The sequence below is a fragment of the Aeromonas sp. QDB68 genome (assembly GCF_027707405.1).
Classification (GTDB): Bacteria; Pseudomonadota; Gammaproteobacteria; order Enterobacterales; family Aeromonadaceae; genus Aeromonas; species Aeromonas caviae.
The window spans coordinates 26,042-39,829 of sequence record NZ_JAPCIQ010000033.1; the positions used below are offsets into that span (position 1 = coordinate 26,042).

A 13,788-nucleotide genomic window follows, 5' to 3' on the forward strand; every position below is an offset into this window, starting at 1 on the left:
GGGGTCCTGGCCCCGCGGCAAGGGCCGGGGTCATGATGCATGATGGCCTCCCGGGGTGCGCTGCTCGCGCTCTTGTGCTAGGCGCCGTCCCCTCCCGTGCAGGGCCTGGCCGACCCGGGAGCCGTTGGGGCGCCCCAGCAGCTCGCTCACCCACTGGCCGGTGGCGGCCAGCTGGTCGAGATCGACGCCGGTGCTCATGCCAAGGCCGTGCAGCAGATAGACCACCTCTTCCGACGCTACATTGCCGGAGGCGCCGGGGGCATAGGGGCAGCCGCCGAGCCCGGCCACCGAGCAGTCGATGGTGCGGATGCCGTGCTCGAGCGCCGGCAGCAGGTTGGCCAGCCCCTGGCCGTAGGTGTCGTGAAAATGAACCGCAAGCCGGCCCGCCGGGATCTCGTGCAGCACCGCATCCAGCATGGGAGCCACGGTGCCCGGGGTGCCGACGCCGATGGTGTCGCCGAGGGATATCTCGTGGCAGCCCAGATCCAGCAGCCGCTCGGCCAGGGCGGCGACCCGTTTCGGGCGGGTCGGGCCGTCGAACGGGCAGGCGATGACGGTGGAGAGGTAGCCGCGCACCTTGATGCCGAGGCTGCGCGCCTCCTGCACCAGGGGGGCAAAGCGCACCAGGGACTCCTCCACGCTGATGCCGATGTTGGCCCGGGTGAAGCCGTCCGAGCAGGCGGTGAAGAGGCCTATCTCGTCGGCGCGTGCGGCGATGGCGGCCTGCAGACCCTGCAGATTGGGCACCAGGGCGCCATAGCGGGTCGGCCCCCTGCGCGGCAGGGCGTTAAAGAGTGCGGCGGAATCCGCCATCTGCGGCACCTTTTTGGGCGACACGAAGGCCCCCACCTCGATGCGCTGCAACCCGCTCTCGGCCAGGCGGGCGATGAGCGCCAGCCGCTGCGCCAGGGAGAGGGTGGCGGTCTCATTTTGCAGGCCGTCCCGCGGCCCCATCTCCACCAGGCTGACCTTGTCGTCCCGGTTCTCGTGCGTGTGGCTCATGAGCGCTCCTCCTGCGCGGTATGGTCCTCGGCAAAGCGCACCAGCACGGCGCCCTGGCTCACCTGTTCCCCCTGGCGGCACTGCAGGGCCTCAATCACCCCGTCCCGGTCAGCCTTGAGGACGTGCTCCATCTTCATCGCCTCCAGCACCAGCAGGGGTTGCCCCTTGCTGACCGGCTGGCCGGCCTCGACCTGCAGCGCCACCACGATGCCGTGCATGGGGGCCAGGATGCCCGGGACATGGCTCGTGTCGTGATCATCGTGGAGCTGATGATGCTGATCATCGAGCGAGAAGCGGATGCGTCTGCCCGCCAGGTGCAGCAAATAGGCGCCCTCGCCGAGGGGCTGCACCGGATAGCGTTGCCAATGTCCACCTTGGCACAGGCGGATCTGATCTGACCCGAGTTCGAACGGGATCTGCTCGCTCTGCCAGAGCAGGGCGCCTCCTCGCTCGGTGAGGGTGAGAGTGCGGGTCTCCTCGCCGATGCGCACCGTGGCGCAAAAGCGGCGGGTGGGGCCCAGCCGAAAGCCTGCGGCCTGCTGCCAGGGGGAGGCATCGCGCTCGCAAGTGGCGAGCCAGAGGGTGGCGAGGGGCCAGGCGATCGCCGGAACAGGCAGGGTGTCGGTGGGAATGGGCCACTGGGTGTGGTGGCGCATCGCCAGCACCTCTGGCACTTCGCACAGGCGTTGCAGGAGCGGGCCGTTGTGCACCAGAGGGCCAAGATCCAGGGCTGCCAGGGCATCGGCCAGGGTGGCAAAGGCTTCGCTGCGGCTCGGTGCGTGGGCGACGAGCTTGGCGATCATGGGGTCGTAATAGGGGCTCACCTCATCGCCGGCGCCGACGCCGGTGTCGATGCGCACCCCCTTGGGCCAGGTGAGCCAGTGGATGGGGCCGCTCGCTGGCAGAAAACCGGCGGCCACGTCCTCGGCGTAGAGGCGCGCCTCCACCGCGTGGCCACGCAGCACCACCTGCTCCTGGGTGAGGGGCAGCGGTTTGCCCTCGGCCACCGCCAACTGCCAGGCCACCAGATCCTGGCCGGTGATGGCTTCGGTAACCGGGTGCTCCACCTGCAACCGGGTGTTCATCTCCATGAAGAAGAACTCCTCCTTGCAGAGCAGAAACTCGATGGTGCCGGCCCCCCGATAGGCGATGGCCTTGGCCGCAGCCACGGCCGCCTCGCCCATGGCGCGGCGCAGGGCAGGGGAGATGTCGGGGGCGGGGGCCTCTTCGATCACCTTCTGGTGGCGGCGCTGCAAGGAGCAGTCCCTGTCCCCCAGGTAGATGGCGTTGCCGAGGGCATCGGCAAAGACCTGCACCTCCACGTGACGGGCGCAGGGGAGATAGCGCTCCAGCAGCACATGGTCGTCGCCAAAGGCGGCACTCGCCTCCCGCTTGACCGCCGCCAGGGCTGCGTCAAAGTCGGCCAGCTGATCGACCCGGCGCATCCCCTTGCCACCGCCGCCACTGGCTGCCTTGATAAGGAGCGGGAAGCCCACCTGGCTCGCCTGATCGCGCAAAAAATCGGGGTGCTGATCCGCGCCGTGATAACCGGGTAGCACGGGGACGCCGGCTGCCTGCATCAGCCCCTTGGCCCCCGACTTGTCCCCCATGGCGAGGATGGCGGCGCCGCTTGGGCCGACAAAGCGCACGCCCCGCTGTTCGCAGGCGGTGGCAAAGTCGCTGTTCTCGGAGAGGAAACCGTAGCCTGGGTGGATGGCGTCGGCATTCGCCTCTTTGGCAATCTTGAGCACCTTGCCGGTGTCGAGGTAGCTCTCCCGGGCGGGGGCCGGCCCCAGATGCCAGGCCTCGTCGGCTTCGCGCACATGCATGGCGCGGGCGTCGGCGTCGGAGTAGAGGGCGATGGTGTGAATGCCGAGGCGCCGTGCTGTCTTGATGATACGCACGGCGATTTCACCGCGATTGGCGATCAGCAGGCGCTTGATGGGAGTGTGGTTGGTCATGCTACCTCCCTGCTGTTCAAGGTGCACATGTGCGAAGCGTGTTGATCCACACTCCAGTGATATTGACCACAGCTGGCGATCAGCAGGGGCTTGATGGGGTGGTATTGAGTCATGCTTCGTCCTTGAAACGGGGGCGCCAGGTTGGGGGGCGTTTGTCGAAGAAGGCCTGGATCCCCTCCTGGGCCTCGAGGCCGACCCGTACCCGGGCGATGGTCTCGACGGTCTGCTCTTCGTGCTGGTGGCCTGGGCGCCCTTCGAGGGCGGCCAGCAGCCGCTTGGTCTCCTTCATCGCCTGGGGGCCGTTGCGACACAACCGCAGGGCCATGGCGCGTCCCTCCGCCAGCAACTGATCAGGCTGGCTGAGCCTGTGCACCACGTTGAGTCGGCAGGCGGTGATGGCATCGAAAGGCTCCGCGCTCAGCATGTAGCGGCGGGCCTGGCGCATCCCCATGGCGCGCACCACGTAGGGGCTGATCACCGCAGGCACCAGTCCCAGGGTCACCTCGGAGAGGCAGAAGCGGGCATTTTCGCTGGCCAGCACGATGTCGCAGGCGCAGACAAGGCCTAAGGCTCCGCCGTAGGCGGCCCCCTGCACCAGGGCCACCGTGGGGAAGGGCAGCTCGTCCAGTGCCTGCATCAGGTGGGCCAGCACCCGGGCGTCCTCGCGATTCTTGTCAAAGGCGCGGGGGTCGAACGACTCCCCTGCTATCTTGCGCATCCACTCGAGATCGGCGCCCGCGCAAAAATGCGGCCCCTCGGCGCGCAGCAGCAGCACGTGGGGGCGGTCGGCCAGCGGCTGGCCGTGGGCCAGCTCGTCGAGGCAGTCGAGCAGCCCCTGCATCAGGTCGGCATCAAGGGCGTTGTGACGGGCCGGGCGGGAGAGCACCAGCTCGATCACCGGGCCGTGGCGCTCCAGGCGAAAATGGGCAAGGGGATCGTTGAAGAGCGGGTCTGACATATGAACTCCTTACATCCGGAAGATGCCGTACTGCCCGGGGCCCGGCTCGGCCCCCTGGCAGGCCGCCAGCGCCAGGGCCAGCACGGTGCGGCTCTGGACCGGGTCGATGACGCCGTCATCCCACAGGCGAGCACTGGCGTAATATGGGTGACCCTGGCGCTCGTACTGCGCGATCACCGGGGCGCGAATGGCGGCCGCCTCCGGCTCGCCCAGAGTCTTGCCCTCGGCGGCCAGCTTGTCCCGGCGCACCTGCACCAGCACCCCGGCCGCCTGCTCGCCCCCCATGACGGAGATGCGGCTGTTGGGCCAGCTGAAGAGAAAATCCGGTTCATAGGCGCGCCCGCACATGCCGTAGTTGCCGGCACCGAAGCTGCCGCCGACGATCAGAGTGATCTTGGGCACCCGGCTGCAGGCCACGGCGGTCACCAGCTTGGCGCCGTGCTTGGCGATCCCCTCTTTCTCCGCCGTACTCCCCACCATAAAGCCGGTGATGTTTTGCAGAAACAGCAGCGGGATCCCCCGCTGGTTGCAGAGCTGGATGAAGTGGGCTCCCTTCTGGGCGCTGTCGCTGTGCAGCACGCCGTTGTTGGCGAGGATCCCCACCTGCATGCCCTCAATGCGGGAAAAACCCGTCACCAAGGTAGTGCCGAACAACGCCTTGAATTCGTCAAACACAGAGCCATCCACCAGTCGGGCGATCAATTCTCGTGCGTCATAGGGGCGCTTGAGACTGGTGCCCACCAGGCCGTAGAGCTCCTCGATGGGGTAGTGCGGCTCATCATAGGAGGGAGCGGATGGGGCGGGTGACGCCGCCGTCTGGTTGTCCCCCAGGTTGCTTACCAGGGTGCGGGCGATGGCCAGGGCATGGGCATCGTCCCTGGCCATGTGATCCGCCACCCCGGAGTGGACGCAGTGCACCTCGGCGCCGCCCAGGGCTTCTGCGCTGATCTCCTCGCCGGTGGCGGCCTTGACCAGCGGTGGCCCCGCCAGAAAGAGGGTGGCCTGCTCCCTGACCATGATCGACTCGTCCGCCATGGCGGGCACATAGGCGCCGCCGGCGGTGCAGAGCCCCATCACCACCGCCAGCTGGGGGATGCTCTGGGCCGACATGCGAGCCTGGTTGTAGAAGATGCGGCCAAAATGATCCCGGTCGGGGAACACCTCGTCCTGCATCGGCAAAAAGGCGCCGCCGGAATCCACCAGATAGAGGCAGGGGAGGCGCAGCCGCTCGGCGATGGCCTGGGCGCGCAGGTGCTTTTTCACCGTGAGGGGGTAGTAGGTGCCGCCCTTCACGGTGGCGTCATTCACCACCAGCATGCACAGGCGCCCCGAGACCCGGCCGATGCCGGTGATGAGGCCGGCGGCGGGCACCGGTTCGTCATAGACCTGCCAGCCGGCCAGCGTCGAGAGCTCGAGAAAGGGGGAGCCCGGGTCCAGCAGCTGGTCGATGCGCTCGCGGGGCAGCAGCTTGCCGCGGGCCTGATGGCGGGCGTTGTTGGCCGCGCCCCCGCCCTGGGCTATCTCCTCCAGGTGGGTATTCAGATCGTCGACCAGTGCCTGCATGGCGGCCCGATTGGCCTCATAGTCGGGGCTCGCGGTGTCGAGGCGGGAGTGGATCCTGCTCATGCGCTCTCTCCCATCAGCTCGCGGCCGATGAGCCAGCGGCGGATCTCCGAGGTGCCGGCGCCGATTTCGTAGAGTTTGGCGTCCCGCAGCAGGCGGCCTGTGGGGTATTCGTTGATGTAGCCGTTGCCGCCGAGCAGCTGGATGGCATCGAGGGCCATCTGGGTGGCATTTTCGGCGGCAAACAGGATGGCGGCGGCGCAATCCTTGCGGCTGGTACGGCCCTGATCGCAGGCGCTCGCCACCGAATAGACCAGCGCCCGGCTGCTGGCGAGACGGGTATACATGTCGGCGAGCTTGCCCTGCACCAGCTGGAACTCGCCGATGGCCTGGCCGAACTGCTTGCGCTCGCGTACATAGGGGAGCACCACGTCCATGCAGGCCTGCATGATGCCAAGGGGGCCTGCTGCCAGCACCACCCGCTCGTAGTCCAGACCGCTCATCAGCACCTTGACCCCGCCGTGCAGGGGGCCCAGCAGGTTCTCCTGCGGCACCCAGCAGTTGTCGAACACCAGCTCGCAGGTACTGGAGCCGCGCATGCCGAGCTTGTCGAGCTTCTGGGCGGTGGAAAAACCGGGAGTTCCCGCCTCGACGATAAAGGCGGAAATCCCTTTGGGCCCGGCGGCGGCATCGGTCTTGGCATAGATGACGAAGGTGTCGGCATCGGGCCCATTGGTGATCCACATCTTGTTGCCGTTCAGCACGAAGTTATCCCCCTCGCGCATTGCGGTGAGGCGCATGCTCACCACGTCGGAGCCGGCACTCGGCTCGCTCATGGCCAGCGCCCCCACGTGTTTGCCGCTGACCAGATCAGGCAGATATTTCGCCTTCTGATCAGGGGTGCCGTGGCGGTGGATCTGGTTGATGCAGAGATTGGAGTGGGCGCCGTAGGAGAGGCCGACCGAGGCGCTGGCGCGGCTCACCTGCTCCATCACCAGCACATGGGCCAGATAGCCGAGGTTCACCCCGTCATACTCCTCCGCCACCGTGATGCCGTGCAGTCCCAGCTCACCCATGCGGGGCCAGAGATCCCGGGGGAAAGCGTTGCTCTGATCGATCTCGCTGGCGCGCGGTGCGATCACTTTCTGGCAGAAAGCCTCGACCTGTTCGGTCAGGGCCTGGAGGGTTTCATCCATCAGGGCATGCATCCGTGCTCTCCTTGGTGCAGTGGACTGCCGATTTCCCCTGCCATCAGGGTGATGACTGGTCAGTCCATTCGTGATTCAAGTTTACGTTAGCGTAAACGTAAATTGATTGTTAGTCTAAGGTAAATTCGATGGCAGCCCGCCGCAAGGGGCTACCCGGGCAGAGGAGCGCAAGGAGTGAACAGGATGTGCAACAGCAACATGGATGTGGCCGGCCCAGGGTGGCCTGCCATCGCCTGCCAACGGGCTAGGAGGGGGGCATGAGCCAGCATCACACCCAGTACGGGGATCTGCCGCTCTACATCGGTGGCGAGGCGTGTCCGTCCGCAAGTGACGAGTGGATAGAGGTGACCAACCCGGCGGATCAGAGTCTGCTGGCGCGGGTGCCGAAAGCTACCTCTGCGGAAATTGAGCTGGCGGTGCGCACCGCTCACGACGCCTACCTGCAGTGGCGGGAGGTGCCGGCCCCCGAGCGGGCCCGGGTCATGTTCAACTACCAGCATCTGTTGAAAGTGCATCACGACGAGCTGGCGACCCTGCTGGCCCAGGAAACCGGCAAGAACCTGGCGGATGCCAAGGGGGATGTGTGGCGCGGCATCGAGGTGGTGGAGCAGGCCTGTGCCATTGCCAGCCAGACCCTGGGGGAGACCATGGGCAACGTGGCGCGCAGGGTCGACGGCCACTCCTGGGTGCAGCCCCTCGGGGTCTGCGTCGGCATCACGCCGTTCAACTTCCCAGCCATGATACCGCTGTGGATGTTCCCGCTGGCGGTGGCCTGCGGCAACGGCTTCGTGCTCAAGCCCTCCGAGCAGGATCCCCTCACCCCCATGCGCCTGGCCGAACTGTTTACCGAGGCGGGGGCCCCCAAGGGCATTCTGTCGGTGGTGCATGGCGGCGCCGAGCAGGTGGATGCGCTGCTGGCCCATCCCGATGTCAAGGCAGTCAGTTTCGTGGGCTCGGCCCGGGTCGGCGGCCACGTCTATCGCAGCGCCACGTCGCAACTCAAGCGGGCCCAGTGTTTTGTCGGCGCCAAGAATCACATGGTGATCATGCCGGATGCCAACAAGGCGCAGGTACTCGGCAACCTCGTGGGAGCGGGAGTCGGCGCCGCCGGTCAGCGCTGCATGGCCATCAGCGTGGCGGTGTTCGTGGGGAACGCCAGGGAGTGGATCCCGGAGCTCGCCGCCGAGTTCGCCAAGGTGAAACCCGGTGTCTGGCACGATCCTGAAGCGGCCTACGGCCCCCTCATCAGCCCGGAGGCGAAAGTCAGGGTGGAGGGGCTTATCGAGGCGGGGATTGCCGAGGGAGCCGAGTGCCTGCTGGACGGCCGTTTTTGCGACGTACCCGGCTACCCGGTGGGCAACTGGGTGGGACCAACCCTGTTTCGCGGCGTGACCCCCGAGATGCGCATCTACAAGGAGAAGATCTTCGGGCCCGTGCTGGCCTGCCTCGAGGTGGGGAGCCTGGATGAGGCGCTTGCCCTCATCAACGCCAACCCCTATGGCAACGGCACCTCCCTCTTCACCGGCTGTGGCACCGCCGCTCGCAAGTTCCGCCACGAGGTGGCGGTGGGCCAGGTGGGGATCAACGTGCCCATCCCGGTGCCGCTGCCGTTCTTCTCCTTCACCGGCTGGCGTGGCTCCTTCTACGGGGATCTGCATGCCTACGGCAAGCAGGCGGTGCGTTTTTACACCGAGACCAAGACGGTCACCGAACGCTGGTTCGACGAAGACATTCCCAGCGGCCCCAATATGACCATTCAGCTGCGCTGACGGCAGGGGTTGCCCACTTTGCCCGGGTGCCCCCATTGACAGCAACGGATCGACGGAACAAATACAAAGGAAGCGAACAAGATGGATTTTACCCTGACCGAATCCCAACGGGCCTGTGTCGAGTCGGCCGGCGCCTTCGCCGATCTGGCGCTCAAACCCCACGCCGCGCGCTGGGACAGGGAGCACGAGTTCCCCATCCCCACCATCAAGCAGGCGGCGGCGCTGGGTCTGTGCGGCCTCTATACCCCGGAGCAGTATGACGGTCTGGGCCTGAGCCGGCTCGATGCCAGCCTCATCTTCGAGCGCCTCGCCATGGGCTGCACCTCCACCACCGCCTATCTCACCATCCACAACATGGTGAGTTGGATGCTGGGCAGCTGGTTGCCTGCCGAGGTGGCCGAGGAGTGGGTACCCAGGCTCGCCAGCGGCGAGTTGCTGGGATCCTACTGCCTCACCGAGCCGGGGGCGGGCTCCGACGCGGCGGCCCTCAAGACCCGCGCCGTGCGCGATGGCGAAGATTACCTCCTCGACGGCAGCAAGGTGTTCATCTCGGGCGCCGGCAGCACCGACGTGCTGGTGGTGATGGCCCGCACCGGTGGAGAGGGGGCCAAGGGGGTCTCTGCCTTCATGGTGCCGGCCCAGACCCCCGGCGTGAGCTACGGCAAGGCGGAGGAGAAGATGGGCTGGAACAGCCAGCCAACCCGGGAGGTGAACTTCAATGCCGTGCGCATTCCCGCTCGCTTCCGGCTGGGGGAGGAGGGGGAAGGGTTCAAGTTCGCCATGCGGGCGCTCGATGGGGGGCGCATCAACATCGCCAGCTGTTCGCTGGGCACCGCCCAGCAGGCCCTGGACGACGCGTTGGAGCACGTGCGCCAGCGTCAGCAATTCGGGCGTCCGATCAGCGAATTCCAGAGCGTGCAGTTTCGCCTGGCCGACATGGCCACCGAGCTCGCCGCCGCCCGCCTGCTGGTGCGCCAGGCGGCCGCCAAACTCGATGAGGGCAGCCCGGACAAAAGTGCTTGGTGCGCCATGGCCAAGCGTTTTGCCACCGACGTGGGGCACCGCATCTGCGACGACGCCCTGCAACTCTTTGGCGGCTATGGTTATATCCGCGAGTATCCGCTTGAGCGCTATCTGCGCGATACCCGGGTGCACCGCATTCTGGAAGGGACGAATGAAGTGATGCGGCTCATCATCGCCCGCCGCCTGCTGGCCGACCCCGGCCTGTCGCTGGAGTAGCGGGAGGGGCCTGCCCTGAGGACGCAGTCGGCACGTCCTCAGGCTTTGTGAGCCAGGAGCAGGTTGGCTCCATTCAACCCTGTCATCATGGGGCAGTTTTTTTGACAAGGACAACGCAATGACAAGGATCAGGCTCGAATATCACGGCCACGTGGCCTACATCACCCTCGATCACCCACCCGCCAACACCTGGACGCTCGCCAGCCTGAAAGCCTTCTTGCAGATGATGGTGGAGCTGGATGGTCGCCCCGACGTGGTGGCCCTGGTGATCCGCGGTGCCGGAGAGAAATTCTTCTGCGCCGGCGCCGATCTCAAGATGTTCGCCGACGGCAGCCTGGCGCATGCCCGCGAGGTGGCCGAGGCCTTTGGTCACGCCTTCGAGGCGCTGGCCCGCTTTCACGGGGTCAGCATCGCCGCCATCAACGGCTATGCCATGGGAGGGGGGCTCGAAGTCGCGCTGGCCTGCGACATCCGCATCGCCGAGCAGCAGGCCAAGCTGGGGTTGCCGGAGGCCTCGGTGGGGCTCCTGCCCTGTGCTGGCGGCACCCAGCGCCTCACCGAGCTGGTGGGGCCGGGCTGGGCCAAGCGGATGATCCTCTGCGGCGAGAAGGTGAGCGCCACCCTGGCCTACGAGATGGGGCTGGTGGAGGAGGTGGTGACCGAGGGGCACGCCTGGGAGGCGGCGCAGCAGATGGCCCAGCTGGTGGAGCGCCAGAGCCCGAGCGCCCTGCGCGCCTGCAAACAGCTCATCAATCAGGGGCGAAGCACCCACAGGGACGCGGCGCTGCCGCTCGAGCGCAGCCTCTTTCTCGCCCTGTTTGACGATGCCAACCAGCGCGAAGGGGTGGCGGCCTTCCTCGAGAAGCGGGCCCCGCGCTGGCGTTATGACCAATCCAGGCCGAAAGAGTGAGGGAATGAAGGATGAATGAGGTATTGATGGCGACCCGCCATGTCGCAGGGGCTGACACCCGGTCTGCGGGGGCCGACCATGAGTGAGCCCGTGCGCATCGAGACCCACCCCACGGCGGATGGCCGCTACATCGGCATGCTGACTCTGGACAGCCCCGCCTCCCTCAACGCCCTGAGCCTTGAGATGATCCAGTTGTTGCAGGGGGCGTTGACCCGCTGGGAGCAGGATCCGGCCATCGTCTGCGTGCTGCTGCAGGGGGCCGGCGAGAAGGCATTCTGCGCCGGTGGCGACATCCGCTCCTTTTATTACCGCAAGCAGGAGGCGAGCCACTCTGAGTTGTTCGGCTATGCCCGCGACTTCTTCCTGCAGGAGTACCGGCTCGATCATCACATCCACTGCTACGGCAAGCCCCTTGTCTGCGTGGCGGACGGCATCTGCATGGGGGGCGGCATCGGCCTCTTTGCCGGGGCCGCTTTTCGGGTGGTGACGGAGAAGAGTCTGTTCGCCATGCCGGAGGTGACCATCGGCCTCTATCCGGACGTGGGGGCCAGCTGGTTTTTGAGCCGGATGCCGGGGCGGCTCGGACTCTGGCTCGGCCTCACCGGTGCCCGCTTCAACGGGGCGGACGCCATCGGCCTGGGGCTCGCGGGTCACGCCATGGGGAGCCGCGAGCGGGCCGAGCTGCCGGCGCGCCTCGCCGCCCTCGACTGGTCCGCAGGCGACCCCTGCGAGCGGATCGAGGTGCTGCTCACCGGTTTGCAGCGATCCCTTGGCCAGACGCTGCCGACCCCCGTGCTCTTGCCCCACCAGGCCCGCATCGATGCGCTGTTGACCGGCCGCTCCCTGCAAGGGGTGCTGGCACGCCTCGAGGGCGCCGAGCTGGACGAACCGGCGCTGGTTCAGGGGCGGGAGACCTGCCTTCGCGGCAGCCCCATTAGCCGCGCCATTCTCTGGCGCCAGTTCTGGCAGGCACGGCGCCAGTCCCTGGCCGAGGTCTTTGCCGACGAGCTTACCCTCTCGGTCAATTGCGTGCTCAGGGGGGACTTCGTGGAAGGGGTGCGGGCCCTGCTCATCGACAAGGACAAATCCCCCCGCTGGCAGGCCCCGCAAACGGGTGAGGCCTGGCTGGATGCCTTCTATCGCTGGCCCGAGGGGGACAACCCCTTGCGCCTCCGCTGACGCGGGATCACACACAAGGAGCACACCATGACAAGGATTGGGTTTATCGGGCTTGGCAACATGGGGGGGTCCATGGCCGCCAACCTGGCCAAGGCGGGGCACAGGGTGCAGGTGTTTGATCTGGTGCCCGAGAGCCTGAGCCGGGCCATCGAGACCGGCTGCCTCGCCGCCGGGAATGCCCGGGAAGCGGTGAGCGGCTGCGAGCTGGTCATCAGCATGCTGCCAGCGGGCGAGCACGTGCGCAGCCTCTGGCTGGGGGAGAGTGCCGGTGAGCGGGGTGGCCAGGATCTGCTGGCGGCCCTGTCGCCCGGCGCCCTGGTCATCGACTGCTCCACCATAGACGTGGCCTCGGCCCGTCAGGTGGGGGCGGCGGCGAAGGCGAGCGGCATCCGTTTTCTCGATGCCCCTGTCTCGGGGGGCGTGGCCGGTGCGGCGGCGGGCACGCTCACTTTCATCGTCGGCGGCGAACAAGCGGATTTTGAAGCGGCCAGACCCGTGCTCGCCTGGATGGGGCAGAACCTGTTTCACGCCGGGGCGCTTGGCGCTGGCCAGATCGCCAAGATGTGCAACAACATGCTGCTCGCCATCCACATGGCGGGCACCGCCGAGGCGCTGGCGCTCGGGGTCAAGGAGGGGCTGGATCCCGCCGTGCTCTCCACCATCATGGGCAAGAGTTCGGGCAACAACTGGAGCCTGGAGCGCTACAACCCCTGGCCCGGGGTGATGGAGAACGTGCCGGCGTCGCGTGGGTATACAGGGGGCTTTATGACCCGGCTGATGGTCAAGGATTTGGGGCTCGCCATGGCGTTGGCGGAACATGCCCACAGCGCCGTGCCCATGGGGGCCCTGGCCCGCAACCTCTTCAACCTGCACGCGAGCTTGGGCCAGGAGAACAAGGATTTTTCCAGCATCCTCGAGCTCTATCGGGACAAGACAGCGCCGGGTTAAGGGCCGCTATCTACCTATTTACCCGATAGTCTTTGACTCGACAGTCACCGGCCATCTCACCAGGAGCATTTATGGATATCACACGGAAAGTCATCGCCATCACGGGGGCGGGCAGGGGGCTGGGCCGCGCCATCGCTCTGAGTCTGGCGGAGCAGGGGGCCGTGCTTGCGCTCATCGACGTCAACCGCACCGATCTGGAGGTGACCGAGGCGGAGGTGCGCAGCCGTGACGGCCGCTGCGCCCTGTTCGTCTGCAACGTGGCAAGCGAGCCGGAGGTCGAGGCGACCTTCGCCGCCATCAAGGATCAGTTCGGTGCCCTGCACGGTCTCGTCAACTGTGCCGGCATCCTGCGCGACGGCATGCTGATCAAGGTGAAGGAGGGGGCACTGACGGAGAAGATGAGCCTGGCCCAGTGGCAGAGCGTCATCGACGTCAACCTCACCGGCACCTTCCTGTGCGGGCGCGAGGGGGCGGCGCTGATGGCCATCGGCGGGGAGGGGGGCGTCATCATCAACATCTCCTCCATCGCCCGGGCTGGCAACATGGGCCAGAGCAACTATGCCGCCAGCAAGGCGGGAGTGGCCTCTCTGGTGGTCACCTGGGGGAAGGAGCTGGCCCGTCACGGCATCCGGGTGATGGGCATCGCCCCCGGCGTCTTTGCCACCGACATGACGGCGGCGATGAAACCCGAAGCCATGGCCCGCATGCAGCAGGCCATCCCGGTGGGCACCCTGGGGCAGGCGGCGCAGCTGGCCCAGACGGTGCAGTTCATCCTTGCCAACGACTATCTGTCGGGGCGGATGATCGAGCTGGACGGCGGCTTGAGGCTCTAGTCCCCCCCTGCATATACTCTCTCTGACGCCCCTCCTGCAGGGCGTTTTTACAGGGGAAAGGCCCCAGAGCAAGGGTGCATAGCCATGCAGGTCCGCTTTTTGAAAAGCGGGGCGACATCATGAAAAGTCGTGAAATATCAACGGGTCTAATGAGATGGTCACCCCCACCCTGTGAGCGGTACGCTGACAGGGTGTTTTTCTTTCAGGAGAGGCCATCA

At 66.7% G+C, this 13,788-nt stretch carries 11 protein-coding genes; 6 read left to right on the top strand and 5 right to left on the bottom strand.

Annotated elements, in window-relative coordinates; all coding sequences use genetic code 11:
- Positions 1-30: 30 nt before the first annotated feature.
- The 5 genes from PG892_RS11815 to PG892_RS11835 all read right to left on the bottom strand — a co-directional run bounded on the left by PG892_RS11815 (position 31) and on the right by PG892_RS11835 (position 6,692).
- On the bottom strand, positions 31-1,002 hold the full coding sequence (locus PG892_RS11815) for a hydroxymethylglutaryl-CoA lyase (RefSeq protein WP_270825430.1): 972 nt from the start codon (positions 1,000-1,002) through the stop codon (positions 31-33).
- The gene (locus tag PG892_RS11820) at positions 999-2,963 is read right to left on the bottom strand and encodes an acetyl/propionyl/methylcrotonyl-CoA carboxylase subunit alpha (RefSeq protein WP_270825431.1); all 1,965 of its coding nucleotides are present in this window, start codon (positions 2,961-2,963) and stop codon (positions 999-1,001) included. Before PG892_RS11820 ends, PG892_RS11815 begins: the two co-directional genes overlap by 4 nt.
- Positions 2,964-3,072: 109 nt before the next feature.
- Positions 3,073-3,921 carry an enoyl-CoA hydratase-related protein gene (locus PG892_RS11825; protein WP_270825432.1) on the bottom strand — a complete coding sequence of 283 codons (849 nt, stop codon included), beginning with the start codon at positions 3,919-3,921 and terminating at the stop codon, positions 3,073-3,075.
- A gap of 9 nt (positions 3,922-3,930) precedes the next feature.
- Positions 3,931-5,547, bottom strand: coding sequence for a carboxyl transferase domain-containing protein (locus tag PG892_RS11830; RefSeq protein ID WP_270825433.1), 1,617 nt, complete (start codon positions 5,545-5,547; stop codon positions 3,931-3,933).
- Complete coding sequence (locus PG892_RS11835) at positions 5,544-6,692, bottom strand: isovaleryl-CoA dehydrogenase (protein WP_270825434.1); 1,149 nt, start codon at positions 6,690-6,692, stop codon at positions 5,544-5,546. Before PG892_RS11835 ends, PG892_RS11830 begins: the two co-directional genes overlap by 4 nt.
- Positions 6,693-6,949: 257 nt before the next feature.
- Here PG892_RS11835 and PG892_RS11840 point away from each other — a divergent pair, with 257 nt between their 5' ends.
- The 6 genes from PG892_RS11840 to PG892_RS11865 all read left to right on the top strand — a co-directional run bounded on the left by PG892_RS11840 (position 6,950) and on the right by PG892_RS11865 (position 13,570).
- Positions 6,950-8,461 (top strand): CoA-acylating methylmalonate-semialdehyde dehydrogenase, encoded by a 1,512-nt coding sequence (locus PG892_RS11840; RefSeq protein WP_270825435.1) that lies wholly within the window; start codon positions 6,950-6,952, stop codon positions 8,459-8,461.
- Between the two features lie 81 nt (positions 8,462-8,542).
- Positions 8,543-9,700 (top strand): acyl-CoA dehydrogenase family protein, encoded by a 1,158-nt coding sequence (locus PG892_RS11845; protein ID WP_270825436.1) that lies wholly within the window; start codon positions 8,543-8,545, stop codon positions 9,698-9,700.
- 118 nt (positions 9,701-9,818) lie between these two features.
- Positions 9,819-10,610 carry an enoyl-CoA hydratase gene (locus tag PG892_RS11850; protein ID WP_041215244.1) on the top strand — a complete coding sequence of 264 codons (792 nt, stop codon included), beginning with the start codon at positions 9,819-9,821 and terminating at the stop codon, positions 10,608-10,610.
- 78 nt (positions 10,611-10,688) lie between these two features.
- Positions 10,689-11,789: an enoyl-CoA hydratase/isomerase family protein gene (locus PG892_RS11855; RefSeq protein WP_052816214.1), complete on the top strand. Its 1,101-nt coding sequence runs from the start codon at positions 10,689-10,691 to the stop codon at positions 11,787-11,789.
- A 27-nt stretch (positions 11,790-11,816) separates the two neighbouring features.
- Positions 11,817-12,737 (top strand): 3-hydroxyisobutyrate dehydrogenase, encoded by a 921-nt coding sequence (mmsB, locus tag PG892_RS11860; protein WP_270825437.1) that lies wholly within the window; start codon positions 11,817-11,819, stop codon positions 12,735-12,737.
- Positions 12,738-12,808: 71 nt separating this feature from the next.
- Positions 12,809-13,570 carry an SDR family oxidoreductase gene (locus PG892_RS11865; protein WP_113725435.1) on the top strand — a complete coding sequence of 254 codons (762 nt, stop codon included), beginning with the start codon at positions 12,809-12,811 and terminating at the stop codon, positions 13,568-13,570.
- Positions 13,571-13,788: the final 218 nt, after the last annotated feature.

Coding starts and splice junctions, on each gene's coding strand:
- PG892_RS11825 (WP_270825432.1), bottom strand. CDS start 3,921: ATGTCAGACCCGCTCTTCAACGATCCCCTTGCCCATTTTCGCCTGGAG.
- PG892_RS11840 (WP_270825435.1), top strand. CDS start 6,950: ATGAGCCAGCATCACACCCAGTACGGGGATCTGCCGCTCTACATCGGT.
- mmsB (WP_270825437.1), top strand. CDS start 11,817: ATGACAAGGATTGGGTTTATCGGGCTTGGCAACATGGGGGGGTCCATG.
- PG892_RS11855 (WP_052816214.1), top strand. CDS start 10,689: ATGAGTGAGCCCGTGCGCATCGAGACCCACCCCACGGCGGATGGCCGC.
- PG892_RS11820 (WP_270825431.1), bottom strand. CDS start 2,963: ATGACCAACCACACTCCCATCAAGCGCCTGCTGATCGCCAATCGCGGT.
- PG892_RS11815 (WP_270825430.1), bottom strand. CDS start 1,002: ATGAGCCACACGCACGAGAACCGGGACGACAAGGTCAGCCTGGTGGAG.
- PG892_RS11835 (WP_270825434.1), bottom strand. CDS start 6,692: ATGCATGCCCTGATGGATGAAACCCTCCAGGCCCTGACCGAACAGGTC.
- PG892_RS11850 (WP_041215244.1), top strand. CDS start 9,819: ATGACAAGGATCAGGCTCGAATATCACGGCCACGTGGCCTACATCACC.
- PG892_RS11865 (WP_113725435.1), top strand. CDS start 12,809: ATGGATATCACACGGAAAGTCATCGCCATCACGGGGGCGGGCAGGGGG.
- PG892_RS11845 (WP_270825436.1), top strand. CDS start 8,543: ATGGATTTTACCCTGACCGAATCCCAACGGGCCTGTGTCGAGTCGGCC.
- PG892_RS11830 (WP_270825433.1), bottom strand. CDS start 5,547: ATGAGCAGGATCCACTCCCGCCTCGACACCGCGAGCCCCGACTATGAG.